The sequence below is a fragment of the Algibacter sp. L4_22 genome (assembly GCF_023473045.1).
In the GTDB taxonomy this organism is placed as follows: Bacteria; Bacteroidota; Bacteroidia; order Flavobacteriales; family Flavobacteriaceae; genus Algibacter.
On record NZ_JAMCOK010000001.1, the window covers coordinates 419,665 to 444,711 of the forward strand.

Below are 25,047 nucleotides of genomic sequence, written 5' to 3' on the forward strand. Positions count from 1 at the left end.
AGAAAGTTTTCAAGTTAATTATTAATAAATAAAAGTTATATTGACTTTTGATGTCAATATAGCTAATTTTGAAAGATCACAGAATATTATGATAAAAATTAGAAGTAAAAAAGTTGAGGGTATAATTTCTGAAATTATAGACCAATATACTTACGCAGATACATCAGATAGACCTTGGATTATTGGGTTTAGTGGAGGAAAGGATTCTACTGTTTTATTAACTTTAGTTTGGATTGCTTTACAACGAATAAAAGAGACTCTACCTTATCCTTTTCAATTAAAAAGACCAGTTTATGTTGTTTGTAATGATACTATGGTGGAAAATCCAATCATATCTAGTTACATTGATGACGTCTTGGTAAAAGTTGAAGAAGGAGCTAGAGATCAAGGAATACCTATTATAGTTAAAAAGACAGTACCTAAGTTAGAAGAGTCTTTTTGGATTAATGTAATTGGTAAAGGTTATCCTGTGCCAAATAACACGTTTAGATGGTGTACAGACAAACTCAAAATCAGACCAACATCTAATTTCCTTTTAGAGCAGATTGATGAAAAAGGAGAAGCTATTGTTTTACTTGGCACTAGATATGAAGAAAGTGCTACTCGTGAAAGATCTATGAGGAAGCATGAAGTGGAAGGAAAAAGACTCTCTAAGCATAACACAAATGCTAATACATATGTTTATGCTCCAATAAAAGAACTTCAATTAGAAGAAATCTGGTATATTATTAACACAGTTAAATCTCCATGGGGATTTGATAATTCCATTTTATTCCAGATTTATGCTGATGCTAGTGCTGATGATTATGAGTGTCCAACTGTAGTGACAAATAAAACACATTCATCTTGTGGTCAAAGTAGATTTGGATGTTGGACTTGTACCGTTGTAAAACAAGATAAGTCAATGACAGCTTTAATTGAAAATGGTCAACATTGGATGCAACCTCTTTTAGAGTTTAGAAATAACCTTGTAGAAAACAGAAATATTAGTGAGAACAGGTCAACCACAAGAAGAAACGGGATGCCTGCTGTTGATGAGGATGGTCATAGATCTGGAAACTATGAAATACATTATAGAGCAACAATTTTAAGAGAGTTGTTAGAAATACAAAAAGAGGTTCAAATAGAGAGACCTCATGTAACGCTGATAACTAATCAAGAGTTAATTGCTATTCAAGTAATGTGGAATAGGGATTTAGAGTTTGATTATACTGTTGGTGATATTTATAAAAAAATATATAATAAAGATATTAGTACTAATAATATCAAATCATTAGATGATACTGAAAGAAGAATCTTAAAAGAGGTTTGTAAAGAAGATGCTTCATATTATCATTTAATAGATAATTTAATAACACTTCAAGAAACAAAGACTCTTATGATTTCTAAATATGGATTGCATAATGATGTTGAAAATAGAATTGAGTCTTTTGTTAATGAAAATGAATTATGAAAATAAGTAAAATAAAACTAAATAACTTTAGGATATATAAGGGACAAAATGAATTGGACCTATTATCCAGAGGAGATAAAAACATAACTGTTATAGCAGGTAAAAATGGGTTTGGTAAAACAACTTTTTTAACCTCATTAATATGGTGTTTTTATGGGAAACTTATGACTCAAGTTGAGGATAAGTATAAAAAGGATATCAAGAATATAGGAGGATATGATAATTATTTACTGTCATTAATAAACAGAGATAGTAAGGATGAATCTTCAGAATCTACATTTACAGTAGAAGTTGAATTACAAGATTTATTAATTCCTTCTATACCATGTAGAACCGTAAATATAAAGAGAACTTACAGCTTAAAAACCAAACAAGAAACGTTACAAATCCTTATAGATGGAGATGAAAATGAGTTAACTAAAGATGTAGGTTTTGAGGTTTTTATTAATGACTTTATCTTGCCTAGAGAAATAGCAAAGTTCTTCTTTTTTGATGCTGAAAAAATAGTGTCACTTGCGGAAGCAAAGTCTAAAGCTGAATTAAGAAGTTTAAGTAAAGCATATTCTGAGGTTTTAGGGATCAAGAAGTATGAAGAACTTAAAAACAACTTAGAATCACTTTTAACAAAACTTCGAAGAAGAGGGGTTTCTGAACTAGAGGAATATAAGTTAAAGGAATTGTTATCTGAAGAAGAAGAGCTTGAGAAGATGATTAATCACAATCAAGATAAACAAGATGAAATAGATAAGCATCTTGTTATTTTGAAATCTGAAAGTGATTCATTGCAAGAAAAGCTAATTCGTGAAGGTAATTCTATAACTCTAGAAGATTTAAAGGAATTAAAGTCTAGACGCGATAGCTTAAAGGAGGAGTCTGTAAAAATAAAGCAAGACTTAAGAAAGCTATTAGACCTTACTCCTCTTGTAATAGCAGGTAAACATCTCGGTAAGTTTTATAATCAACTTGTGTTAGAGAATGATGATTTATATGGTGCTTTAACAGAAAAGCTTTTAAAGAAGGAATTAGAATCTTTTTCAACAAGCATTCTGGCTAATCAAGACTTACTAAGTTTAGATGCTTCAATTAAGGATAAAATTGAAAAAGCTATAAGTAATTCAATAAAATCTAAGTTCAAGAAAAAGGATTCAAAATCTAAGGTAGGTAAGGTTTATCTAGAGTTTAGTGAAGAGTCTTTTAGAGAGTTTGAGGCTATTTACAACAACATTAAAACAACGTTTTTAAGTCAATTTAATGCTATTGTTAAAGAAGAGAAAATCAACAGAGCTTTACTTAGTAGAACCAATAATAAAATTAAGCAAGGAGAGGCTAGAAAAGATAATCATTTAGCTAAGCAGTTTAGAGATGAAAAGACTAGTGCTGATACTAAAATTGAAAATCTTTTAAAGGAAAAGAATGATCTTTTAGAAGAAGTTGGTGGATTAAGATTGAAGCTAACTTCACATAAAAAAGTGAGATCTGAATATGAGAAAAACTTTAATTTAGTTGAAACGGATAAAAAGAAGTATGATGTTACCCAAAAACTTTTGGTTAAGATTAATGAGTTAATTAAAAGAATCAAGGAAGATAAAAAGTACTCTTTACAGAAATCTGTTTCTTTAGGTTTAAAGAAGCTAATGCATAAAAAAGATTTCATTTCTAATGTTAGAGTTAACATTATAGATGATGTTATGGATATTGACTTACTAGACAAAAAAGGACAAGTTATAGACAAGGACTCTTTATCTAAAGGAGAGCAACAGCTTTATGCAACAGCTTTGTTAAAAGCTTTGGTTGATGAGTCTGGAATTAAGTTTCCTGTTTTTATTGATAGTCCTTTACAGAAGTTTGATAAGTATCACTCTAAAAATATAATTAAAGAGTTTTATCCATCTATTTCAGAACAGGTGGTATTGTTCCCTTTATTAGAAAAAGAGCTGTCTGAAGCGGAGTATGAGCTTTTAAAACCTAACTTGAATAAAGCATTCTTAATACATAATACTGAAAATGGGTCTGAGATCATCTCTACTCGTGTAAATAATTTATTTAAAGAATTTAAAAAAGAAAAAGATGTTTACACATATTAGAACCAGTAAAGAAAATAAAGAGGTTGTATCTAAACTAACACGCAGACTTAATCTTGGGACAGAAAATATAATTTCTAGAATTGCATTAGCACATTCTCTGTCCCAAAATAGAGTTTTAAAATTAGAAGATATACAAAACTCTGGTGGTAAAGATTACTCTAAAGCTGTGCTTTTTGGTGATTACTTAGATTATTATTTAGGTATGGTTGCTTTACATTATGGAATACACATAACAGATAAAGATCTACCTAAATATATTAAAATGCATATTGATGATGGTCTTCAATTGCTAAATGAAGAGTTAACCCAAAGGTCTAATATTGATGGTTTTGATTTTTTGGTTGAGAAGATTAATGACGGTTTAATTAATATAAATTAATAGAGGTATGAGTTATAATATTCAAAGAACAACTTTTAAAGTAGCAGATTTCATCTCTTGGTATAAGACTGAAGGATTAGTTTTAAACCCTAATTTCCAAAGAAGATCCGTTTGGAATGAAAAATCAAAATCTTATCTAATTGATACTATTTTAAGAGGTCTTCCAATACCTGTAATCATACTTAGAGATGTTAAAACTAATCTTGATTCTTTTATACCAATTAAAGAGGTCGTAGATGGACAGCAGAGATTAAGAACAGTAATTTCATATGTACTCGGTGAATTTGATAAAGATCATAAGACTTTTAAATTGAGTAAAACTCATAATGAAGCATATGGAGGTAAATCTTACAGTGAACTTCCTAGTGAAGCTAAGCAAGAAATACTAGATTATGAATTTTTTGTTCATGTTTTGCCTTCAACTGTTTCTAATAGAGAAATTCTTGAAATTTTTTCAAGGATGAATAGTACAGGAGTAAAGTTGAATGATCAAGAGTTGAGGAATGCATCATTTTATGGTGAATTCAAAAGTTTAGCTTTTAAAATTGGAAATAAGTACTATGATTATTGGATAAAATGGGGTGTTTTTACAGACTCAAAAATTTCTAGAATGGATGAAATTGAATTTGTGAATGATTTATTGATGCTTTCAATTGATGGGACGCTTAGAAGAACTCCAGAAAGTATAAATGGATATTATAAAAAATATGATGACGAAGGTTCTATTCCTGAATTGGAGATAAAAAAACAAAGGATAGAGAATATATTTGTTTTTTTAGATGATGTCTATGGTAAAAAAATTAAGGATAGTTCTTTTAAGAAGACGCCATTACTTTACTCTTTGTTTTCTGTAATTTATCAGGAGCAATTTGGTTATAAAACGTCTAAAAATGTGAAAATTAATATTAATAAAAATAGTTTAAAAAGCAACTTAGATAGTCTTTCGGAAAAAATAAAAAAAGCACAAGCAGAATGGAAGAAAGATAAAAAAGTGATTTCTATTCCTGAAAAAGTTTACGATGCTTTTACACGAGGAACTAATTCGAAAGAGAACAGAGAAGTGGTTTTTAATTATTTAAATAAACATTTATATTAATGCATTCAGATATTTTATCTTTAAGATTAAAAAAGGAATATGATCGGGTTTTTTCATCCAGAAAAAGGATGGAAAAAGCAAACGCGTCTAATAATGCTTATATTTTAGATAAAGATTTGAATCTTTTTTATGATGGAATGTTTCTTAAATCTGTAACTTTATTTGAATCTTTTGTTGAGGAGTTTTTTATTGGTCTCTTATATGATAAATATCAATTGAGTACAAAAAAGAAAATCCAAAAGCATATATTTAAAGATAGAAAGCTAGTTTTAAACTTTATTTTAAATGGGAAGCCTTTTCTGGATTTATTACCTTTACATAAATTAGAGAAAAACACAAAAGTATTTTATAAAGATGATAATCCATTTTCAAATATTCCTTCTGCTTCAAAGACTGTTTTAAATCATATTTTTATAATTAGAAATGCAATTGCTCATAGTAGTGTTTCTTCCGATACAAAGTTTAAAAAATTTATAGAAAATAATCATAATACATTACCTGATAATCAACGTTCACCATCTAAGTTTTTGCAATCACTAAAAACTTCAAACCAGACAATGTTTGAGACATATATACTTGAAATGAATTTTCTAGCTCAAACAATGACTCGATTCAATTAAAGTTTTGGACTTTATAAGTTATTTCTTTTTATTTTCTTTTCAGAACAATATTCTTCAATTTCAGTATCAGTTGTAAGATATTTATCGCAGAAGCTATCAAGTTCTTTTTCGGATGCTTTAACATACTTTTCATCCGCTGTAAGTAATAATTCAACTTGCTCAATGAACTTTTCAAACTCATTGTTAATTCTACATAATTTATCAATAGTTTTGAAGTCTAGATCCTTGTATTTTGCGTGATATAATATTTTGCTTTCAAAAGGATTAGCACTAAGTTGTATTATTCCAATACCAAAAGATTGATTTAACCTTTCCATTTCTTCTGATAAAGTGTCGCTAATTTCAAAAGCAACTAGATACCCATAATTTGCCCAACTTGAATTTGAAACAGCTTGGAAATAATGTTTTTTTAATTCATAGTCAGAGTTTATTTCTTTCTTTATTTCATAAGAAGATATTCTAAAAGATTCAAGTCTGTTTATGGCTTTTAAAAAGACTTGATTAATTTTTGATTTCAGGCTGGTAAACTGAATTGCAATAGTGTCTGGGTGCACCCATTTTTGATGATTGTCTTTAGAGTTTCTAGATTGTTCATGAAAAATTGTTTTGCAATATGTATTTGAGTTTTTCAGGTATGTTGCTAGTAAAATATGTAGGTCTCTTTCTTTAAAATCATTCTTTGTGTTAGTTTTAGGGATATTTAATTCAACCTTATCAATATTTATATCACCCTCAAACTTTTTTAAAAAATATTTGTAATTCTTTCCTGAAAATTTTATTCTTTTTATTCTGGTATCCCCTTTAATTCGTAAATCTCTAATTTCACTGTAAATAACATGAGCAGGATTTTTTGCTCCAAACTCATAATATTTTTTTTTATTAATATGGTCTAATATTTCAGTAGTGGTGAGCATTGATTTAGTATCTTCTAGGCTCTTTAATATTGATTCTTTAATTGTCATAACTAATTATTATATAAATCAATAAACATATAGTGAGAGTTTTCTAACTCCCCTTTTTCATAAAGGTTTTCAAGATACTCAAGACCACCATTGGCATATTCTTCAATAAGTGTAACCACATCTGAGATCACTTTATTTAATTGATCTTCTTCTAGATCTTCTAACTCATTCCAGTTAATGTTTAAATCATCGGTTTGGGTAAAAATTACCATTAATAAAAAATCTACTAAAGATGAATCTCTTTTCCATTTACCAATTTCTAGAAAATCAGAAGTTAAGTTTCTTGGTGGTAATGGTAAACGTCTTTTCTTTTTTATACCAGTCATCATAGCATAAATATAAAGCTCGTATATAGGTCCAAATTGGCTGTATTCTGATGATCTTGCACCTTTGTTAGCTAATGCTTCAAGTAAAGGTATTCTACTGTTAGCATAACGAGGTCTTTTTGAGACTAAATTTGATTTGAATTCTTGACTATTCATTATTTTCTTCTTTCAATTTTAGTAGTTCTTTCTATTTGTGAAGATTCTTCATCAACTTCATTTAAGTAAAATGTTTTTATAACATCACTTTTTAAAAGTTGTTGACCTAAATCTGTTAATTTGTCTTCGGAATCTTGATCGTAAAGATCTTTAACCAAAATAATACTCTGAGGAAATACATCTGGAATTGCTTCAAAGAATCCTTTATTAAAAGCTTTACCAAATGCAGATAAAGGTGCATCAGCTAATAAAGGGTAATTGTATTGAGAAGTATTAGCAGATATGATAGACATAACTACAGCAAATTTCTTCATTCTTTGGAAACCTTCAGAAGCTCCTGAGACCTCATTTCCTAGGTCATCAATATAATCTAAAGATATTCCACCAGAAGGTGATTTTTGAAATCTTAAAACACCACCTTTAATGTCATTGTACTTAATTAAGCTTTGGAAATGTTTATTAGCGTGGTCTTCTAAAAGACTAACCATTTTATCAAAAACACGTTCTTTAGCCTGTAAAGTTGCTTCAACTAAATCTTTACTTATTTCGTAATTAATAGTAAAGCCTTCAGGTATATCTTTCGGGCGTAAATTTGTAATTTCTTTTTCAGTAGTACTAATTTGTGTTTTTAAGCTTTTTATGGTGTCTTGTAATCTTTCTATTCTTGAAGAAGCTTGCTCCATTCTTCTTATAGACCCTTTATACTGGTTTATAATAGTTGTAGCATTGTCTACACCTTCACCTTCTGTTCCTGCAATTAAAATGTCTTTTCTTTGTGATTTTAAAGCTTTTAATTCACTACTGTATTTTTCTACTTTATTTTTAAGTTCAACTTCTTTTTCTCTAGTTCTTAAAATACTATTATGAATTGAATCAAACTTATTTAAAAATGGTGCTGCATTTAACTGAAGATTTCCAAAGAAGTCTTCCAGATCATTTTTAACAAACTCTTTTTTAGTGTTATTTTCATTAGGTCTGTTTTTTAGCTTCAATAAGTAGTTGTATGCGTCTGAGCCTACTTCAGCATCTCTATCACATACATAGCACTTCTTATCCTCAATCATCTGATCTAATGTAACAGCATCAGGAGAGTTAACAGGTAGCATTGTAAAGTAATCGTTAGGATTTTCAGCTGCATTTTGTAGAGCTCTTTTCTCGTATCTTTTTTGTCTGAATTCTTTAATGCTATTTTTAAAATCATTTATGGAGTCTTCAAACCCTAAGGTGATCCATGAAAAATTACCATCAAAGAACCTGTTGTTAATACCATCAAGAAAAGAGTCGTAGTCATCTTTTACGCGTTTTAAGACTTTATTTTTCTCAGAGATTTTATCATCTAATTCTTTTCTTTTTTCAGCATTAGCAAAGTTTTGTTCTAATTCATTTTTTTCTTGCTCAGCAGACTCATATAAGGTGTTAAATTCAACTAGCTTTTCAGATTCTTGAATTAGTTTTTCTTGTAGTTCATCTTTAAATACAATAGCTTTATCAAGTCTTGTATTATGTTCACTAGTAGCATTGGTTTGTTTATTTAAATCTTTTTCAGCCCTTACAGCAATGTCTTTAACAATGTTAGCAATGTCTTCATATTTGCTAATGTTAGTTAATGTTCTTACAGCATCTTCAATACTTGATTTTTTACTAAAATCAATCATCTTATCTACTTCTTCCCCTTGAAAGAAAGAGTACTGTCTTAGGGTAGGTAGTATAAGTTGGCTTATTACTTTTTGTTTTTCTTCAGCATCATAAACAGGTTTGTATTTAGGTAAAACATGGTCTGTTTTATCAACTTCAATATCATCTATTGTTATTTGCCAGCTATCAAAATCCGTGAGTTTTTCACTTATTCTTGTGGCAGTAAATGATTTTATGATTTGATATTTATACCTTCCAGTAGAATACTCTATTTTAATTCCTGTTTGTACTTGCTCTCCAATTGAAGTCTCATTTTTTGCCTTGTCAGAGATAATTTTAACAGCAAAATCCTTTACATTTTTTTTCTTTTTATCATCTGAATCTAAAACTTGGTCATAGAATAGCCATAAAAAAGCATTGAAAAATTTAGACTTCCCTGCTCCATTATCTGCTACTACAATGTTTACACCATCTTCAAATTCGTATCTTGTTGTATCATAATCTCCATAGTAATTAAAAAAATTCTTGAAGGATATACTATTTATTATTGATGCCATGTAAATTTATATATTATGTACGTTTTTTAGTTTCTTGTATATCATAGAATTATTAAGGTGATTGTCATTTTCGTTTATTATCACTGATAGTACTTCCACTATTTTTTTACTATACGGTCCAGAAGGTGTAGTGGTTAACGTATCCAGTTCTTCTTTCTTTATTTTATACTTCTCCATTAATTCGGAGTCAGAAAGTATTTCTTTTAAAATTCGATCTCTTTCCATATGTTTTTATAATTCATTTATTATTGTATCTAAATCTAGGTCATATTTTTGACAAACATCTTCTAAAGCTTCTTTGGAGTCGTAAAAATTCATTGCTAAACTAGCAAAGTAGGCAACCCTATTTAATTCGTTCTTAACTAGGTTCTTTTCAATGTTAAAAAGTTCTCCCAAATGATTGTTAAGCCTAGGGATAACTACCATATCATATATAGTCGCAAAAGCTTTGTCTTTATGTTTTCTGAGCAATCTACCTCTTCTTTGAATAAATTGACGAGGGTTTCCCGTACTACTAGCAAAAATTCCCACTTCAGCTCTAGGTATGTCAACACCTTCATCAAGCATTTTCATAGCAAATAAAACTTCTATTTTACCATCTTCAAAACCTCTTAACACTTCGCCTAAGTTTTGATCTTCGGAGGTGTAAGAGTTAATTTTTAAATTTGGATAGTCTTTATTTATTTGTGTTAAATATTGATTTAATATTTTAATAGTATCTCCTTCATCACTTAAGGTGTTTCCTTCAGGTATATAGGCAAATACATATTTATCTTTCTTTATCTTGATTAGATCTTTAATAATAGAGCTAAATGTGTCTAATTTATTATGTGCTTTGTGTATTATACTTTTTCTTTTAAGTAATAAAATTTCTACAATAGGGTCGTCTTTAAATTTACCATTTTTAAAGTCAAAAAACTTTAGTAATTTTTTTGATATTTCTGTATATTCTTCAAATTCTGAATCAGTCAATTCAACAATTAAAGGGTAATATTTATAACCTGTTAAAAAACCATAGTCTAAAGCTCTTTCCATACCAAAACTATAAGTATAAGGAGGGGAATCATTGAAAAACGAGTCAATAGCTATAGTTCCTTGAGGATCATATATTCTTTTAGGTGTTGCAGATAGACCAATCTTTTTATTAACTTTTACATCTTTGAGTTTACTTTGTATGTTGTTAGCTCCCATGTTATGAGCTTCATCAGCAATTAATAAAAAGTCTTCTTGTATTTTTTGGAATAATTTTTGAAATCTGTCTAATACAAAGCTTCCATATGTGGATATGATTACTAAATCACTTTTTAAACCCCAAGAGTAATTACTAGAATAATTTGCTAAATCCTTCTCCCAATTGTTTCCTCCTCCTACTTTTAAAATATTTTTAAAGTTAAAAGATTTCACCTCTTCTTCCCATTGGTTTAGTAAAGCAATTGATGGAACTAAAATAATAGCTCTATAACTCCCACTATCAGTATATAGATTTAGTAGGCAATTAAGTGATGTAATTGTTTTACCTGTACCTGTAGCCATAGCAAAAACCCCTGAATAATCTTTTTTTACCCATTCATCAAAAGCTTCCTTTTGATATTCTCTAGGTCCTTGAGGGAAAGGAAACTTGGGAGTATTATGTATTATTTCTAATTTATCTTTAAATCGTTCTTTCTTCTTTTCAATTATTCTTTTTACTTTTTCACTATAACCATGCCCTTTTAATTCTAATGAATCATCAAGCAAGTCTGATATATCTTTATCTCTACCTAGAGAATTAACTATTACTTCAATATCTTCTTTATCTATATAGTTATAATTCGAATGTGTATGATTAAATATTTTTTCAAAATTATTTTTTTCATCCTCAATTCTTCTAATACTAACACTTCCATTCCAAGGCGTTTCTACCTGAAAGCTTTCAGAATTTTTAAGTAAAGCTGGTAGGGTGAAATTAATACTACCTTCCGTTAGAATATAATCTTCACCATCATACAATATCATTTTTTTACAATGTGCTAAATCAACATTATTAAATTTCACAGGGATTAACTCAAGCTTACCATGTTTTAGCAGGTATTTTAAACAATCAAAAAAGTGTTTTCCTTCAGAACTTAGACCTTTTTCTATTTCGGATAGATCACTAAATATGTTAATAATCTTATCCTCATCATCCAACTTAGGATCATCTAATAGGTTTTCATAATCAGAAAGACTGTAAACATGGTTTGTTATAAGCCGCATTTTACCGCCATTATAGATGAATTCAGCAAAACTTCTTGATAATACTTTAATAGCATTTGAACTAAAGTAACCTAAAAGCAGGTCTATATTTTTTGATATAGGGAAAACTTCCTCATAAAATTCCAGTGGTATATACTCAGAATCAGAACTATACTTATAAGTTGGAGGGAAACTTAACTTTTTAAAACTTAAATGGCTCATTTATGTATTTAATACAGTTAAAATTTCCTACTAATATATGAAAAACACGAAAAAGTTTCGTACAACTTTACAATAAACATTTTTAAATTTTTAAGCAAATGAAAATCGAGAATAATAAAACAAGAATTAATTCAGTCCATGATGCTCTTTTATTTTATAAGAAGCATAATAAATTTGAAAAGAAGTTTAGCTTACTGATTTTAGATTTAAATAATAATGTAATTGAAATTAAAGAACTAAATAATAGATATTTCAATAGTGAATGTTTTAATGTAAAATATTTAATATCTTTAGTTTTAAATTTAGAAGGGTGTTCATTATATATTTTTGAATATTTTAATGATAACGAATTATTTTCAATTAAAAAGAGAGAACATACCTTAGCTAAAATCATTAATCTTGGAAATTCATTTAATATTAAGGTGTTTGATTATTTAGTAATATTCAAAATCTAATTATAAAAAAACACTAATTCGAAGATAAAAGGAGTAGAATTCGGATTCCTTAATACTGATACACTTTATAAACATATGAAATACAGCTAATTACAGTCCTAGGTTCGAGCCCTAGAGAAGGAGCAAAATTAAGTCTAACAGAAATGTTAGACTTTTTTGTTTTTAATAGGTTTTGGTTTTTCTGAGAATTCAATAGGGCCTCATAATATTACAGCTCTATAAACAGAAAACGTGAACTAACACTCAAGGCTTCTAAACCATCTAAGATACTTAAACAAATTACCAAGGTATAGAACGCTTTTAAGCTGTTTAACACAATACTTAAACGATCTTACAAACGAAGTGAATAAAGCCGGAGGTAAACGCTTAAAATATTTATTTAAAACGAGCTCTACATCAAATCGAAATCATTACTTCATGTTTTTTTTGGTAAAGAACAAATAAGATGTTCCTAGAAAACAACTTCTATTTCTAAAAAAACAGAATAGCAACACATATATTCTATCAATAAAGTCCCTCGTTTCGATCATATCTAACTTTAAAGCACTAAAAAAGCTTCACATTGCTGTGAAGCTTTACAATCTCTATGTGGTCCCACTTGGGCTCGAACCAAGGACCACCTGATTATGAGTCAGGTGCTCTAACCAACTGAGCTATGGGACCGAAATTGGAGTGCAATATTACTATTTATTTTAGATGTAACCAAAAAAAATATCACTTTATCTCTTGGCAAAGTTCAATTAGTACACCATTTGTAGATTTTGGATGCAAAAAAACGACTAATTTATTGTCGGCTCCACGCTTTGGAACCTCGTTTATAATTCTAAAACCTTCATTTTTTAAACGGATAATTTCAGTTTCAATATCTTCAACATCAAACGCGATGTGATGGATACCTTCTCCCTTTTTATTAATAAAACGGGCTATTGCGCTATCTTCCGAGGTTGCCTCTAGTAATTCAATTTTATTATCGCCAACCATAAAAAACGATGTATTTACATGTTCGCTTTCTACCGTTTCGGTTTTATAAGGTAGCTCTCCAAAAAGTTTTGAATATAAATTATTAGAAGCCTCTAAATTTTTTACTGCAATGCCAATATGTTCTATTTTTTTCATCTAAAAACCTGTTTTTTTTCATTTCTGTGAATGCGAAAATCTTAATTTTATTCTAACAATACATGCAAAAGAAAATATCAAATCTGTTTCGACGCACTTCTTTTACATCCTCTTGGCAAGAATATCATTAAATAATCTGCACAAGACGAAAAGAATAAACGAGCCTGTATTCCTTCCGCGAAAGCGTTAATTTGTTAATTATTATCTAAATTAATCTGAAAATATTAAAATACACCTCGAAAAACAAGATAATCTTTAAATATGCTTTATTTTTGCAATCTAAAAGCATTTTATAAAGTGGAAGAAGCAGAAAGTCAAAGACAAAAAAAAATAGGTGGGGTTTTACAGCAAGATTTAGTAGAAGTTCTACAAGGAGCTGCCACACAGGGCGGAATGCGCGGTGTTTTAATATCGGTATCTAAAGTAAAGGTTACTGTAGATTTATCGGTTGCGAAGGTCTATTTAAGCATTTTTCCTAACGATAAAGCACCTGCACTTATGGAGGGCATAAAATCGAATACACCATTAATTCGTCATGAATTAGCACAACGTACCAAACACCAATTGCGCCGTATGCCTAATTTAGAGTTTTTTATAGACGATTCTTTAGAGTACATCGACCAGATTGAAAAATCTTTAAAAGGCGAAGAAAACCCTATCAAAGATCCTAATATTTTAGACAAAAGAAAAAAATCGTAGATTGAGTTTCCCACTATATATAGCAAAACGTTATTTGCGTTCCAAAAGCAGCAATAACGCTATTAATTTTATAACCAACATTGCTATTATTGGTGTTATTCTCGGGGCTGCATCTTTATTTATTGTGCTCTCTGGTTTTGCCGGATTAAAAGATTTTACACTACAGTTTTCTACAGAAATAGATCCAGATTTAAAGGCCGAAACCACCATTGGTAAAACCTTTATGCTTACTAAAGATATCGCAGAAAAACTCGATAATTTAGAAGCCGTTGCCGAGTATTCTAAAATTATTGAAGAGCGCATTTTTATAACTAGCAATAACAAAACTACTATTGCTAAAATAAAAGGTGTAGACGGCAATTTTCAAAACATTGTAAATATAGATTCTGCCATGGATACAGGCAGTTGGTTAGACCAAAACACAAACGAAATTGTTGTGGGTTGGGGCATTTCTAAAAACTTATCTTTAGGTATTTTAGATTTTACAAAATCTATAAACATTTATGTTCCCAAGCCTGGAAAAGGACAAATAACATCTACAAAAGATGCCTTTAATACCGTTCGCGCAGTAAATGTTGGTATATTTTACATAAACGAAACCCTAAACGATGGCTACATTTATGCTCCCATAGATTTAGCAAAACGATTACTTAATTACCAAGACAACCAAATATCGTCTATAGAGTTTAAGCTTAACCCAAACGCAGACGAAACCCAAGCTAAACAAAGCATACAAGCCATTTTAGGTGATAATGTTACCGTAAAAAATCGCGCACAATTAAACGATGCACTTTACAAAATGTTAAACACCGAAAACCTGGCCGTTTACCTCATTTTTACCCTAGTACTCATCATTGCATTTTTCAACGTTATCGGCTCATTAATTATGATGATGCTCGATAAAAAGAAAAGTTTAAGCACATTATTTAACATAGGCGCCACAGTAAAAGATATTCGTAAAATATTTTTCTACCAAGGTAGTTTAATGAGTATTATTGGCGGCCTTATCGGACTCGCTATCGCACTTATTATTACCTTTTTACAACAGCAATTCAGCCTCGTCATGATCACGCCATCGCTGCCATATCCCGTCGCTATACGTGTAGAAAACTTTTTTATCGTATTCCTTACCATTTCCGTTTTAGGAATTATTGCATCAAAAATCGCATCGGTTCGTATTACAAAAAACATGGTAAAAACCGTTTAATACCATATCTGGTTTGAAATTACTGTAAAATAAAATGATGCTTTTTTTCTTTATATAAAAAATAAAGCATAGCCTTAGTTACGGTTTCTTTTTATGTTGAAGTAGAAAGGAAAAAAGGGCGTTTTATTGCTGTTATGTTAAATAAGAAACCGTCTAAATTATTTGGGCGAGTTGCCCTGAAAAATGTCAAACAGGCTTTCCGCTATATCTTTTTTTATACAGAACTTGTTTGAATATTTCATCCATTAAATATAATCTCTGCCAAATCCCAATATCTAAACTTTCTATTTAAAAGCATAAAAAAAGGATGCCGCATCAATCCTTCTCGCGGGTTTATCTGCCAACCAAAAGCATAACACCACAAAGTATTTGTATCAGTACAAAGTATAATTTAACAGAAAAAGTTAAAAAACATACCTACTAGTATTTTTTATATACATTTGTAATATGTTACAGGAGCAAAAATCGGAATTCACCAAACAAACCATTCTTAACGAGTCGTTTAAACTGTTTTATAAAAACGGATTTAAAACTACAAGTGTAGATACTATAATGAAAACCACCAAGCTAACAAAAGGTGCATTCTATCATCATTACAAAAACAAAAAAGAATTAGGTCTTGCCGTAATAAGTTCTAAACTACAAGAGCGAGTATTTAAAGGCATGATAGAACCCTTGCAACAACCCGGAAACGTTGTAGATATTCTAGAAAACACATTTTCCGAAAGGTTAAAATCTTTCTCTCTGCACGATAAAAAACACGGTTGCCCAACAAACAATTTTATAAACGAAATTGGCGATTTTGAAACCGCATACCAAATGGCTCTCAAACAAATAATAGATAATTGGCGCGATGCCTTAATCCAATTATTAGAACGCGGAAAATTGGAAAACACCATTAAAAAAAACATCGCAAGCGCATCGGTTGCTGTATATTTAATAAGTGCTTTTGAAGGCGTACGTGGTATTCGAAAACTATATGACACAGATATTATTTTAGACCAATACATGGCTGGCTTATCTATTTATTTACAACAAATTAAGAGTTAATATTTTTTTACATAAAAAACATACCTGTTAGTATGTTTTAAAAACAATTACAATATGAAAAACGAAAAAAACAAAAGAAGAGATTTTCTAAAAAAATCGGCAATGGTAGGTTTAGCAGCTCCACATTTAGTATTTTCATCATCAGAAGCAAACAACTCAATGAATTCAACATCTAGCAATCGACCAAAAGTATTGTTTTTTGATGTAAACGAAACACTGCTCGATTTAACAGCCATGAAAGAGAGTGTTGGTAAAGTACTTGGCAATCGCCCAGATTTATTACCGCTTTGGTTTACTACCATGCTGCAATACTCTTTAGTAACTACAGTAGGACGACAGTATAACGATTTTGGAATTATAGGCTCTGCGGCACTACAAATGGTTGCAGCCAACCATAACATTTCGATTACCGAAGAAGAAGGTAGAGAGGCTATTTTAGGTCCTTTACGTTCTATACCCACACATGCAGAAGTAAAACAAGCGTTACAGAGTTTAAAAGATGCCGGATACACTTTAGTATCATTTACAAACTCGTCTAACAAAGGTGTGGAAACACAATTTAAAAATGCTGGATTAACGCAATATTTCGAACAACGTTTAAGTATTGAAGATATGGGTAAATTTAAACCACATGCCGATGCTTACGACTGGGCCGCAAGAAAAATGGGTGTTAAACCTAGCGAGTGCATGTTGGTAGCGGCTCATGGTTGGGATATTGCTGGCGCGCTTTGGGCCAATTGGCGTGGTGCTTTTATTAGTCGTCCGGGAGCACAATTATACCCTTTGGCACCATTACCTGAATTATCGGAGTCTAATTTAAAAGACATAGCAGATCAATTAATTGCAATGAAATAAATAATATACATTATGAATCTAGAAAACAAAGTTATTATAGTAACCGGATCGTCTAAGGGTATAGGAAAAGAAATTGCTATACAGTTAGCCAAAAATGGCGCAAAAGTAATTGTTAATTATTCTAACAGCGAAACAGAAGCAACAGAAACCGTCGATGCTATTGTTAATAATGGTGGTGCAGCAATTTCTGTAAAAGCTGATGTAAGCCAAAAAGCAGATGTTGTAAACCTTTTTGATAAAGCCATAGAAAAGTATGGTAAAGTTGATGTTTTGGTTAACAATGCTGGTATAATGAACAATAAACTTATAAAAGATAACACTCAAGAAGATTTTACAAGTCAGTTTGATGTTAATGTGCGCGGTGTTTTTAATACGCTACAAGAAGCAGACAGCAAACTAGCAGATAATGGAAATATTATTAATATCTCATCGAGTACTGCAAAATTAATGTTTCCTACTTATGGCATATACTCAGCCACCAAAGCGGCTGTTGAGCAAATGACGCGTGTATTTTCTAAAGAAATCGGACGTGGTATTTCGGTTAACGCTCTTGCTCCTGGCGCCACAGAAACAGAGTTGTTTTTAAAAGGAAAATCGCAGGAGTTTATTGATAAACTTAGCGGTATGAATGCCTTTAATAGATTAGCAAAACCAATTGATATAGCCAACGTTGTTGTGTTTTTAGCCAGCGATGAATCTAAATGGGTTTCCGGACAAGTTATTGGCGCTAATGGTGCATTGGTTTAAAAGAAATTTCAATTATCGACAACGGGAGGTATCGCAGCTATAGTCGGGTATAGTTCATTCTCTTTGTGATTTCTCCTAACGTCGTTAAGCAGTAAAAATAGTCTTCAATAAAATTACCTTCGCAGATTATTGCAAAAGCGATAGTAATGGTTAGGTTTTGGCGAGGCGCGCATCGAGCCAAAACTAGTAATGGATAGCGCGGTGGCTTGCCATTTGCCCTAATTTTTATAATTAAACTATTTTAAGGTTTATTCTGTGAATTGATATCCTGAAAATTTTTCTAGAACCTCATCGAAAGCCGCAAAAACATCTCCAGATTGATCGGATGTTACCATTTTCATGCGGTGTTCCTTAAAGTGAGGAATGCCTTTAAAATAGTTGGTATAATGACGGCGAGTTTCGAAAACACCTAACGTTTCTCCTTTCCAATCTATAGCCATTTGTAAATGACGACGAGCAGCTTCTACACGCTCCTCTAGACTTATTGGTGCCAAATGCTCACCAGTTGTAAAAAAGTGTTTTACTTGTTTAAAAAACCATGGATTCCCAATACTCGCACGGCCAATCATGCAGCCATCTAATCCGTAATCGTCACGCATTTCCATGGCGCGTTCTGGTGTGGTAACATCTCCGTTTCCGAAGATAGGAATATGCATACGTGGATTATTTTTTACTTGTGCAATAGGTTTCCAATCGGCATCGCCTTTATACATTTGAGCACGTGTTCGACCGTGAATTGCAATGGCTTTACAGCCCACATCTTGCAAACGCTCGGCAACCTCAACAATACGAATAGAATCTTGATCCCAACCTAAACGCGTTTTTACCGTAATAGGAATACTGGTGCGTTTTACCATTTCGGCGGTAAGTTGCTCCATTAAACATACATCTTTTAAAATGCCTGCTCCTGCGCCTTTACTTACCACTTTTTTTACTGGGCAACCAAAATTAATATCTATAATATCTGGTTTAGATTCGGCTACAATATCTATGGTTTGTAGCATGCTATCTAAGTTTGCTCCAAAAATTTGAATACCTACTGGGCGTTCTTTTTCGTAAATATCGAGTTTCATCACGCTTTTTGCAGCGTTACGGATTAAGCCTTCGCTCGATACAAATTCGGTATAAACCACATCTGCGCCTTGTTCTTTGCAAAGTGCGCGAAATGGCGGGTCGCTAACATCTTCCATTGGTGCTAAAAGCAATGGGAAATCGGGCAATTCTATGTGATCTATTTTTACCAAGAGGTTTTATTTTTGGGCAAAATTAAGGTTTTTTGATTAAAAAAGACCTGACTGGTTTTTAAATCCGGTCAGGTCTAGAAATAATATTAGAATCAAGCTTATTAATCTTCGCCTAATTCTGTGATTTTTTTCTCGTATAGTTTTTTACTTTCTACTACAGCTACGTTAAGTTCTTGCATAATCCCATCTACGCGATCTTCTATACTTTTCATTTGTCCGTTAATAGAATCGAAAGAGTTTAATGCAGCCGCAACTTCCAAGGCTTTAACAACCTCAACAGCATCGTTATGCAAAAGTTTTAGTTTATCGATGGCTTTAGAGGTATTAGCAAGTGTTCCATTATATTTTGTTTTAGCTTTATTAATGGCCGATAACAATGTATTTTTACTCTTTTGATCGCTTAAACTATTGGTTTGCGTTTCCATGGCGGTGAATAAATTTGCCGCTTTAGTTTTTAAATCTTCGTATTCTTTGTTTAGATTTTTTACGCGTTTATCAACTTTTTCCCAATCGCCATAAACTTTTGCAAATTCTTTGTCTTCGTTTTTAGCATCTTCTAAAGCTAATTTTAATGCGCCTAAAGATTCTAATCCTCTATTTACATTTTTATTAGCGACTTCTTTTTTACTTTCAAAAGTGGATACTTGAGATTTGAATTTATCTTTTAATCGAATTAAATCTTCTGGGCTTTTATCTTTCCAACAAGAGGTTAAAACGAAAAACAGAGATAATATGGCTAATGATTTTTTAAACATAAACTTTGGTGTTGTTAATTTTGGTGCGAAATTAATGTTTTTTGATTAAATCGTTAAATTGATAGAAAAACAAAAATACGTTAAACACAAAAACAACCTATTTCTCAACAACATATGTTGTTTTCACCACCACAGGAATACCACTTACAGTAATACCTTCTAAAGTTAACTTCACATTAGTTTCAACTCGAGTATTATAATAATTAACCTCGGAAACACCTGTTTTATCTGGATGAACATAAGGATTCCAATACAATGTGTTACGAATAGACGCATTCTTATCTTTGCTATCCACTATATTTTCCAAATCTGGTGAATAAAAAACACGACCTTCATTATACCCTTCTATTTGTTGTTTTATAGTTTGTAAGGCATCTTTAGGGTTTTCATTACCAAAATTAGAATTCGAATTATGTTTTGTGTAAATTTTAATAGAACCATTACGTCCTTGGTTTCCATACATCATTGTAGAAACGGCACTATTATCCGATTCTATTTTTAGAACATCTTCAGGTTGAATATCTGTTAACATTGAAATGATCAAATCTGACCCCTCTTGCTGTGGATCTAATAAACGATTTTGATCTATTAATATTAATGCGCCTCCTGGATTTCTGCTAAATTTAATAGTTTCACGATTACCAACTTCGAGTGTTGGAATGGCGTATTCTAATAATTCAAAAATGCTTGCAAATTTTGGCGATTTTTCATCTACAACATACCCCGTAAACATTTTGCTATTAATATTAATGTCTTCGCTAGCATCTAGTTTTTTTCCCGAAACTTCAATTTCATTTAAAACATTCTCTGGCATAACATTAAACTCAATATATTTTTTATAAATATTTTGTTTCACGCTCTTTATCTCTTTAGAAAAGCTAATGTTGTTAGCTTTAGGAATGGGATCGACATGCATGGGAGATCTAAAAATGGAATCTAAAACAAACATGCCGCTATTCTTCCCGTTTTTATTTTTTGTTGTTAATGTAATACGAGATTTTCCAGTAATATTTAAGTCTTTAAATTTAAACTCACCTAAATCATCCGTAATTGCACTTATTCCATCTACGGCTTTACTAAATATGGATAAAGAGACTGTATTTCCAACCACTGGTTTAGATCCAAACAGACGTTTTACTTTACCCGTTATCTCAATGCCTTTTTCAACTTTATACAAAGGGTTATCATCAACTTTTAGATCTTTTTTCCATAAAAAATCTCGCCAACCTTGAGTTAAAAGCAATAAGTCTAAATGTTGAAATCTAGCTGGATTACTAGCATCGAAATAATACCCAGGGTTATGCACTTTCCCTCTAATATCAGATTCCATTAAAAAATAAGAACTAATATTTGTTCCGTTATTATTTAAGTCTTTCGAACCATTAAGATCTGTGGCAGCTATTGAAAAGCTAGCAGGAGCAGCTTCTCCTAAACTATTTTTTGAAATTATATTTAGGGTTACTTTTTCGTTTGGCTTGTATCTTGTTTTATTCGTTATTACTTCAACCTTTACATTTTTGTCTTTTTGAACATAAACCAAGCGTTCGCTTTGTGGTTTTAAATCCCCATCGAATAACGTGATTTCAGTAATACCCTCTGGTAATTCCGCTTTAGGCAATTCTAATAATACCTTAGTACTAGAAAGCACTTGTGTTTCTTCGAAATATAAAAGACCTCGCGATTTATAATGAATAATAATTGGTTTTTTAGAATGCTCTAATAACGTCTCTTCATTGGTTTTAATAGTCATTATAGACCGACCTTTAATTTCATTATAACTTAATAAAAACCCTTTTTGGTGAGCATCAGGAATTGGCGCTTCCATATCGGAATAATTTGTAGCCGTTATTTTTGCATAATACTTTTTATCTGCCGCAGGATTTAACTGAAATTGCCCCATGCCATCGTGAGCACTCATAAAAAAAGTAACTAACTCATTATTAGAATCAAACACCTTTCCTTGAACCTTTATTGGATTTCCAAAAGCATCAATAGCTTTAAAAGCTACAACACTAGCAACATTTTGAATAAGAGATCCTCCCTCGGGGAAAAACTGGATTTTTATTTTTTGGTTTTGAATTGCAGATGAATTGGCTTCCTCTTTTTCAGAATTCACACTAGATGGCTTACTGCTAGTTTCTGTAACATCATTAAAAACATCTAAAACCTCAATTTCCTTTTGGAACACAAAATCCTTTCCGAAATTTCGAGTCCAATTTGTGTATGCCCTTAGTTGGTATTTCCCTGGTTTTATACCTGCAGAATCGGTTAATTTGAAATCACCATGCCCTAAACCTCCTAATAATTTTGTTTTATTTCTTGAAACTATTTTAGAGTCTGAAGAAATTAACTCTACATAAAGAATCTTACTATTATTAAATAAGAAATTATTGTAAGCATAAACATTATAAGCCTTATACCATAAAGATTCTCCGGCTACATAACGTGTTCTATCGGTATGAATATATTTTTTTTCAATGTCCGGAATCGTCTTTTTTTCTTGAGAAAATAATGATGTTGTTACTATTATTAAAAAAAAACAGCTTAGTAATTTTTTCATATTATTCAATGTGGCTTAGTTTAGTTTAAAAAAAATATAATATAAGGGTTTTTCTGTAATTAAACTTGTAACCCTTAAAGAAATAAGACTTCAAAATCATGCAAAGGTTTAATTTATAAAGCAACATAAATAACACAGACCTCTTTAGGAAAACGCAGATTAAAAAATTGGGTTATATTTATAAAAAAAACACCCTTTTGCAAATTCCATTTACACCCGAAATTTTCGGTTACACTATTAATGTTCACTTAGTTTTAGAATACTTAGCATTCTTTATTGGTTTTCGGTATTACTTGTTTTTACGGCGTAATAGTAAAGATGTAATTTCTACCACCAACCGCTTATCAATAATTCTTGGTGCTGCTTTGGGTGCACTTATTGGTTCGCGCTTGGTTGGTTTTTTAGAAAACCCCTTAGTGGAATTCTCAAGAGAAAACCTGGTAGAATTGCTAAACGCCAAAACCATAATGGGCGGTTTATTTGGTGGATTACTTGGTGTAGAACTCGCTAAAAAAATAGTTGGAGAAACGCAACGCTCTGGCGATTTGTTTGTGTTTCCGATAATTATCGGCATTTTTATTGGAAGAGTGGGCTGTTTTTTATCAGGAATTAATGAGTTTACTTACGGTAAAGCAACATCATCAATTTTTGGAATGGATTTAGGTGACGGTGTTTTACGCCACCCAACATCACTTTACGAATTGGTGTTTTTAATATTACTTTTTATAGGTTTAAAAAAGCTTAAAACATCTGCAACTCTAGAAAACGGCACGCTTTTTAAATGGTTTATGGTTCTGTATTTCACTTTCCGGTTTTTTATAGAATTTTTAAAGCCTAATGTGTTTTATATTTTTGGTTTAAGCTCAATTCAAATATTATGTTTAATTTGTTTGCTGTATTACAGAACCACTATTTTTAGCCTAAAAGTGAACAAAAAGGCGCGTTAGGGATTGCAACGGAAAGCCCACAGCCTGACGAAGGAAGTGCGAGGACTTACAGAGAAAAGCTCGACCCTTTTCGGGTAACGCCCAAATATTTATTTAAAAACAAAAAAATGCCTGTTAGAAATTATACTTATTACGATTTTACTTTAAGCTTATGCCCAGAATGTTTAAAGCGTGTGGATGCTAAAATTGTATTCGAAAACGGTAACGTTTATATGCTAAAACGCTGCAAGGAGCATGGGAATTCTAAGGTGTTAATTGCCGACGATATTGAGTATTACAAAAACATACGGAATTACAATAAACCTAGCGAAACGCCTTATGTTTTTAACACCAAAACCGATTATGGTTGCCCGTACGATTGTGGGTTGTGCCCAGACCATGAGCAGCACAGTTGCTTAACAGTTGTGGAAGTTACCGACCGTTGTAATTTAACGTGCCCAACTTGTTATGCAGGGTCATCGCCTACTTACGGCAGGCACCGCACTTTAGACGAGGTAAAGGCCATGCTGGACACTATTGTGCGCAATGAAAAGGAGCCTGATGTGGTGCAAATTTCGGGTGGAGAACCCACTATACATCCACAGTTTTGGGAGATTATGGATTATGCAAAATCGCTACCAATTAGGCATTTAATGCTGAATACCAATGGTATAAAAATCGCTAAGGATATCGCTTTCGCGGAACGGTTAAAAACCTATGCACCCGATTTTGAGATTTATTTACAATTCGACTCTTTCGAGAATAGCGTTTTGCAGGAATTACGTGGCGCCGATTTAAACCATATTAGAGCGCAGGCTATTGCTAATTTAAACACCGTAAACCTATCGACAACATTGGTTGTTACCTTACAAAAAGGCTTAAACGACCATGAAATTGGTAAAATTATAGAGTATGCTTTAAAACAAAAATGTATTCGTGGGGTGACATTGCAACCTACACAAATTGCTGGCCGATTAGATAATTTTAATCCGGAAACGGATAGACTGACTTTAACGGAAGTGAGAAGAAAAATAATGGAACAAACCGATATTTTTAATCCGGACGATTTATTGCCTGTGCCCTGCAATCCAGATGCTTTAGTGATGGGTTATGCTTTAAAATTGGGCGAAGAGGTTTTTCCGTTAACCCGATATATAAATCCAAACGATTTATTGGACAATAGTAAAAACACCATTATTTACGAGCAAGACAGCCAATTGCAAGATAAAATGATTGAGTTGTTTAGCACTGGAAATTCGGTTGAAGTGGCTCAAGAAAACTTAAAAAGCATTATGTGTTGCTTACCAGATATTGATGCGCCAAATTTGGGTTATGATAATTTGTTTCGGGTAATAATTATGCAATTTATTGATGCTTATAATTTTGATGTACGTGCCATAAAAAAATCGTGCGTGCATATTGTGGATAAAGACAATAAAATTATACCTTTTGAAACCATGAACTTATTTTATCGTGATGATAAAAAGGCTAGATTAGAAGAACTTAGAAAAGAAATATTATGATGTTTTTAGAAGTAGGAAATTTAGATGGTTTAATATATCTTATTCTAGCCATTATGTTTGGCCCAGCAATTTTTCTGGCTATTATTGGCTTTATAGTGTTTAAAAAACATAAAAAAGCAGCTAAAATTCTTTTCATTTTAGCCGCCGTTTATTGTATTGTTAGTTTGGGTATTTGCGGGAGTATGATGGCTTAAACTAGAATAATT

General features: G+C 31.4%; 23 protein-coding genes and 1 tRNA gene. 14 read left to right on the forward strand and 10 right to left on the reverse strand.

Features of this window, described 5'->3' with window-relative positions:
* The first annotated feature begins 88 nt into the window (after positions 1-88).
* From dndC to M4I23_RS01845, 5 genes are read left to right on the forward strand one after another with little or no spacing between them, the layout of a single operon-like run.
* The gene (dndC, locus tag M4I23_RS01825) at positions 89-1,453 is read left to right on the forward strand and encodes a DNA phosphorothioation system sulfurtransferase DndC (protein WP_249753232.1); all 1,365 of its coding nucleotides are present in this window, start codon (positions 89-91) and stop codon (positions 1,451-1,453) included.
* Positions 1,450-3,537, forward strand: coding sequence for a DNA sulfur modification protein DndD (gene dndD / locus M4I23_RS01830; RefSeq protein WP_249753233.1), 2,088 nt, complete (start codon positions 1,450-1,452; stop codon positions 3,535-3,537). The genes dndC and dndD overlap by 4 nt, the downstream gene beginning before the upstream one ends.
* On the forward strand, positions 3,521-3,916 hold the full coding sequence (locus M4I23_RS01835) for a DndE family protein (protein WP_249753234.1): 396 nt from the start codon (positions 3,521-3,523) through the stop codon (positions 3,914-3,916). Before dndD ends, M4I23_RS01835 begins: the two co-directional genes overlap by 17 nt.
* 7 nt (positions 3,917-3,923) lie before the next feature.
* Positions 3,924-5,012 carry a DUF262 domain-containing protein gene (locus M4I23_RS01840; protein WP_249753235.1) on the forward strand — a complete coding sequence of 363 codons (1,089 nt, stop codon included), beginning with the start codon at positions 3,924-3,926 and terminating at the stop codon, positions 5,010-5,012.
* Positions 5,012-5,632 carry a hypothetical protein gene (locus tag M4I23_RS01845; RefSeq protein WP_249753236.1) on the forward strand — a complete coding sequence of 207 codons (621 nt, stop codon included), beginning with the start codon at positions 5,012-5,014 and terminating at the stop codon, positions 5,630-5,632. Before M4I23_RS01840 ends, M4I23_RS01845 begins: the two co-directional genes overlap by 1 nt.
* Positions 5,633-5,643: 11 nt before the next feature.
* Here M4I23_RS01845 and M4I23_RS01850 read toward each other — a convergent pair whose 3' ends face one another.
* From M4I23_RS01850 to M4I23_RS01870, 5 genes are read right to left on the reverse strand one after another with little or no spacing between them, the layout of a single operon-like run.
* The gene (locus tag M4I23_RS01850) at positions 5,644-6,594 is read right to left on the reverse strand and encodes a hypothetical protein (RefSeq protein WP_249753237.1); all 951 of its coding nucleotides are present in this window, start codon (positions 6,592-6,594) and stop codon (positions 5,644-5,646) included.
* Between the two features lie 2 nt (positions 6,595-6,596).
* On the reverse strand, positions 6,597-7,076 hold the full coding sequence (locus M4I23_RS01855) for a hypothetical protein (RefSeq protein ID WP_249753238.1): 480 nt from the start codon (positions 7,074-7,076) through the stop codon (positions 6,597-6,599).
* Positions 7,076-9,268, reverse strand: a complete 2,193-nt coding sequence (locus M4I23_RS01860; protein ID WP_249753239.1) for an AAA family ATPase — start codon at positions 9,266-9,268, stop codon at positions 7,076-7,078. The genes M4I23_RS01855 and M4I23_RS01860 overlap by 1 nt, the downstream gene beginning before the upstream one ends.
* 6 nt (positions 9,269-9,274) lie before the next feature.
* The gene (locus M4I23_RS01865; protein ID WP_249753240.1) at positions 9,275-9,493 is read right to left on the reverse strand and encodes a hypothetical protein; all 219 of its coding nucleotides are present in this window, start codon (positions 9,491-9,493) and stop codon (positions 9,275-9,277) included.
* A gap of 6 nt (positions 9,494-9,499) precedes the next feature.
* Positions 9,500-11,704 carry a DEAD/DEAH box helicase family protein gene (locus tag M4I23_RS01870; RefSeq protein ID WP_249753241.1) on the reverse strand — a complete coding sequence of 735 codons (2,205 nt, stop codon included), beginning with the start codon at positions 11,702-11,704 and terminating at the stop codon, positions 9,500-9,502.
* 98 nt (positions 11,705-11,802) lie between these two features.
* Between M4I23_RS01870 and M4I23_RS01875 the strand changes: the two genes are divergently transcribed.
* The gene (locus M4I23_RS01875; RefSeq protein ID WP_249753242.1) at positions 11,803-12,159 is read left to right on the forward strand and encodes a JAB domain-containing protein; all 357 of its coding nucleotides are present in this window, start codon (positions 11,803-11,805) and stop codon (positions 12,157-12,159) included.
* Between the two features lie 589 nt (positions 12,160-12,748).
* Here the strand turns inward: M4I23_RS01875 and M4I23_RS01880 are convergent.
* Together M4I23_RS01880 and mce are read right to left on the reverse strand one after the other, a co-directional pair.
* Positions 12,749-12,822: transfer RNA gene (locus tag M4I23_RS01880), tRNA-Ile, on the reverse strand.
* A 51-nt stretch (positions 12,823-12,873) separates the two neighbouring features.
* The gene (mce, locus tag M4I23_RS01885; RefSeq protein WP_249753243.1) at positions 12,874-13,275 is read right to left on the reverse strand and encodes a methylmalonyl-CoA epimerase; all 402 of its coding nucleotides are present in this window, start codon (positions 13,273-13,275) and stop codon (positions 12,874-12,876) included.
* A 261-nt stretch (positions 13,276-13,536) separates the two neighbouring features.
* Between mce and rbfA the strand changes: the two genes are divergently transcribed.
* The 5 genes from rbfA (at position 13,537) to M4I23_RS01910 (ending at position 17,833) form a co-directional block, all read left to right on the forward strand.
* Positions 13,537-13,974 carry a 30S ribosome-binding factor RbfA gene (gene rbfA / locus M4I23_RS01890; RefSeq protein WP_042502346.1) on the forward strand — a complete coding sequence of 146 codons (438 nt, stop codon included), beginning with the start codon at positions 13,537-13,539 and terminating at the stop codon, positions 13,972-13,974.
* Position 13,975: 1 nt separating this feature from the next.
* Positions 13,976-15,181, forward strand: coding sequence for an FtsX-like permease family protein (locus M4I23_RS01895; RefSeq protein ID WP_249753244.1), 1,206 nt, complete (start codon positions 13,976-13,978; stop codon positions 15,179-15,181).
* A 447-nt stretch (positions 15,182-15,628) separates the two neighbouring features.
* Entirely contained in the window at positions 15,629-16,231 is a 603-nt protein-coding gene (locus M4I23_RS01900) for a TetR/AcrR family transcriptional regulator (RefSeq protein ID WP_249753245.1), read from the forward strand.
* 54 nt (positions 16,232-16,285) lie between these two features.
* Complete coding sequence (locus M4I23_RS01905; protein ID WP_249753246.1) at positions 16,286-17,086, forward strand: haloacid dehalogenase type II; 801 nt, start codon at positions 16,286-16,288, stop codon at positions 17,084-17,086.
* 12 nt (positions 17,087-17,098) lie between these two features.
* On the forward strand, positions 17,099-17,833 hold the full coding sequence (locus M4I23_RS01910) for an SDR family oxidoreductase (protein WP_158846318.1): 735 nt from the start codon (positions 17,099-17,101) through the stop codon (positions 17,831-17,833).
* Positions 17,834-18,081: 248 nt separating this feature from the next.
* Here M4I23_RS01910 and dusB read toward each other — a convergent pair whose 3' ends face one another.
* From dusB to M4I23_RS01925, 3 genes are all read right to left on the reverse strand, one after another.
* Entirely contained in the window at positions 18,082-19,077 is a 996-nt protein-coding gene (gene dusB, locus M4I23_RS01915; RefSeq protein WP_158846320.1) for a tRNA dihydrouridine synthase DusB, read from the reverse strand.
* A gap of 101 nt (positions 19,078-19,178) precedes the next feature.
* Complete coding sequence (locus tag M4I23_RS01920) at positions 19,179-19,832, reverse strand: hypothetical protein (RefSeq protein ID WP_158846322.1); 654 nt, start codon at positions 19,830-19,832, stop codon at positions 19,179-19,181.
* Between the two features lie 97 nt (positions 19,833-19,929).
* The gene (locus tag M4I23_RS01925; protein ID WP_249753247.1) at positions 19,930-22,392 is read right to left on the reverse strand and encodes a hypothetical protein; all 2,463 of its coding nucleotides are present in this window, start codon (positions 22,390-22,392) and stop codon (positions 19,930-19,932) included.
* Positions 22,393-22,589: 197 nt separating this feature from the next.
* Here M4I23_RS01925 and M4I23_RS01930 point away from each other — a divergent pair, with 197 nt between their 5' ends.
* The 3 genes from M4I23_RS01930 to M4I23_RS01940 all read left to right on the forward strand — a co-directional run bounded on the left by M4I23_RS01930 (position 22,590) and on the right by M4I23_RS01940 (position 25,035).
* On the forward strand, positions 22,590-23,339 hold the full coding sequence (locus tag M4I23_RS01930) for a prolipoprotein diacylglyceryl transferase family protein (protein WP_158846326.1): 750 nt from the start codon (positions 22,590-22,592) through the stop codon (positions 23,337-23,339).
* A gap of 107 nt (positions 23,340-23,446) precedes the next feature.
* Positions 23,447-24,841 (forward strand): radical SAM protein, encoded by a 1,395-nt coding sequence (locus M4I23_RS01935; RefSeq protein ID WP_158846328.1) that lies wholly within the window; start codon positions 23,447-23,449, stop codon positions 24,839-24,841.
* Positions 24,838-25,035, forward strand: coding sequence for a hypothetical protein (locus tag M4I23_RS01940; RefSeq protein WP_233267609.1), 198 nt, complete (start codon positions 24,838-24,840; stop codon positions 25,033-25,035). Before M4I23_RS01935 ends, M4I23_RS01940 begins: the two co-directional genes overlap by 4 nt.
* Positions 25,036-25,047: the final 12 nt, after the last annotated feature.

Bases quoted from the DNA above. Each gene is read 5' to 3' on its own strand.
- M4I23_RS01855 (WP_249753238.1), bottom strand. From the start codon at position 7,076: ATGAATAGTCAAGAATTCAAATCAAATTTAGTCTCAAAAAGACCTCGT.
- dndC (WP_249753232.1), top strand. From the start codon at position 89: ATGATAAAAATTAGAAGTAAAAAAGTTGAGGGTATAATTTCTGAAATT.
- M4I23_RS01840 (WP_249753235.1), top strand. From the start codon at position 3,924: ATGAGTTATAATATTCAAAGAACAACTTTTAAAGTAGCAGATTTCATC.
- M4I23_RS01900 (WP_249753245.1), top strand. From the start codon at position 15,629: ATGTTACAGGAGCAAAAATCGGAATTCACCAAACAAACCATTCTTAAC.
- mce (WP_249753243.1), bottom strand. From the start codon at position 13,275: ATGAAAAAAATAGAACATATTGGCATTGCAGTAAAAAATTTAGAGGCT.
- M4I23_RS01860 (WP_249753239.1), bottom strand. From the start codon at position 9,268: ATGGCATCAATAATAAATAGTATATCCTTCAAGAATTTTTTTAATTAC.
- M4I23_RS01870 (WP_249753241.1), bottom strand. From the start codon at position 11,704: ATGAGCCATTTAAGTTTTAAAAAGTTAAGTTTCCCTCCAACTTATAAG.
- M4I23_RS01935 (WP_158846328.1), top strand. From the start codon at position 23,447: ATGCCTGTTAGAAATTATACTTATTACGATTTTACTTTAAGCTTATGC.
- M4I23_RS01925 (WP_249753247.1), bottom strand. From the start codon at position 22,392: ATGAAAAAATTACTAAGCTGTTTTTTTTTAATAATAGTAACAACATCA.
- M4I23_RS01910 (WP_158846318.1), top strand. From the start codon at position 17,099: ATGAATCTAGAAAACAAAGTTATTATAGTAACCGGATCGTCTAAGGGT.
- dndD (WP_249753233.1), top strand. From the start codon at position 1,450: ATGAAAATAAGTAAAATAAAACTAAATAACTTTAGGATATATAAGGGA.
- M4I23_RS01835 (WP_249753234.1), top strand. From the start codon at position 3,521: ATGTTTACACATATTAGAACCAGTAAAGAAAATAAAGAGGTTGTATCT.
- M4I23_RS01940 (WP_233267609.1), top strand. From the start codon at position 24,838: ATGATGTTTTTAGAAGTAGGAAATTTAGATGGTTTAATATATCTTATT.
- M4I23_RS01905 (WP_249753246.1), top strand. From the start codon at position 16,286: ATGAAAAACGAAAAAAACAAAAGAAGAGATTTTCTAAAAAAATCGGCA.
- M4I23_RS01845 (WP_249753236.1), top strand. From the start codon at position 5,012: ATGCATTCAGATATTTTATCTTTAAGATTAAAAAAGGAATATGATCGG.
- M4I23_RS01865 (WP_249753240.1), bottom strand. From the start codon at position 9,493: ATGGAAAGAGATCGAATTTTAAAAGAAATACTTTCTGACTCCGAATTA.
- M4I23_RS01875 (WP_249753242.1), top strand. From the start codon at position 11,803: ATGAAAATCGAGAATAATAAAACAAGAATTAATTCAGTCCATGATGCT.
- rbfA (WP_042502346.1), top strand. From the start codon at position 13,537: ATGCTTTATTTTTGCAATCTAAAAGCATTTTATAAAGTGGAAGAAGCA.
- M4I23_RS01850 (WP_249753237.1), bottom strand. From the start codon at position 6,594: ATGACAATTAAAGAATCAATATTAAAGAGCCTAGAAGATACTAAATCA.
- M4I23_RS01920 (WP_158846322.1), bottom strand. From the start codon at position 19,832: ATGTTTAAAAAATCATTAGCCATATTATCTCTGTTTTTCGTTTTAACC.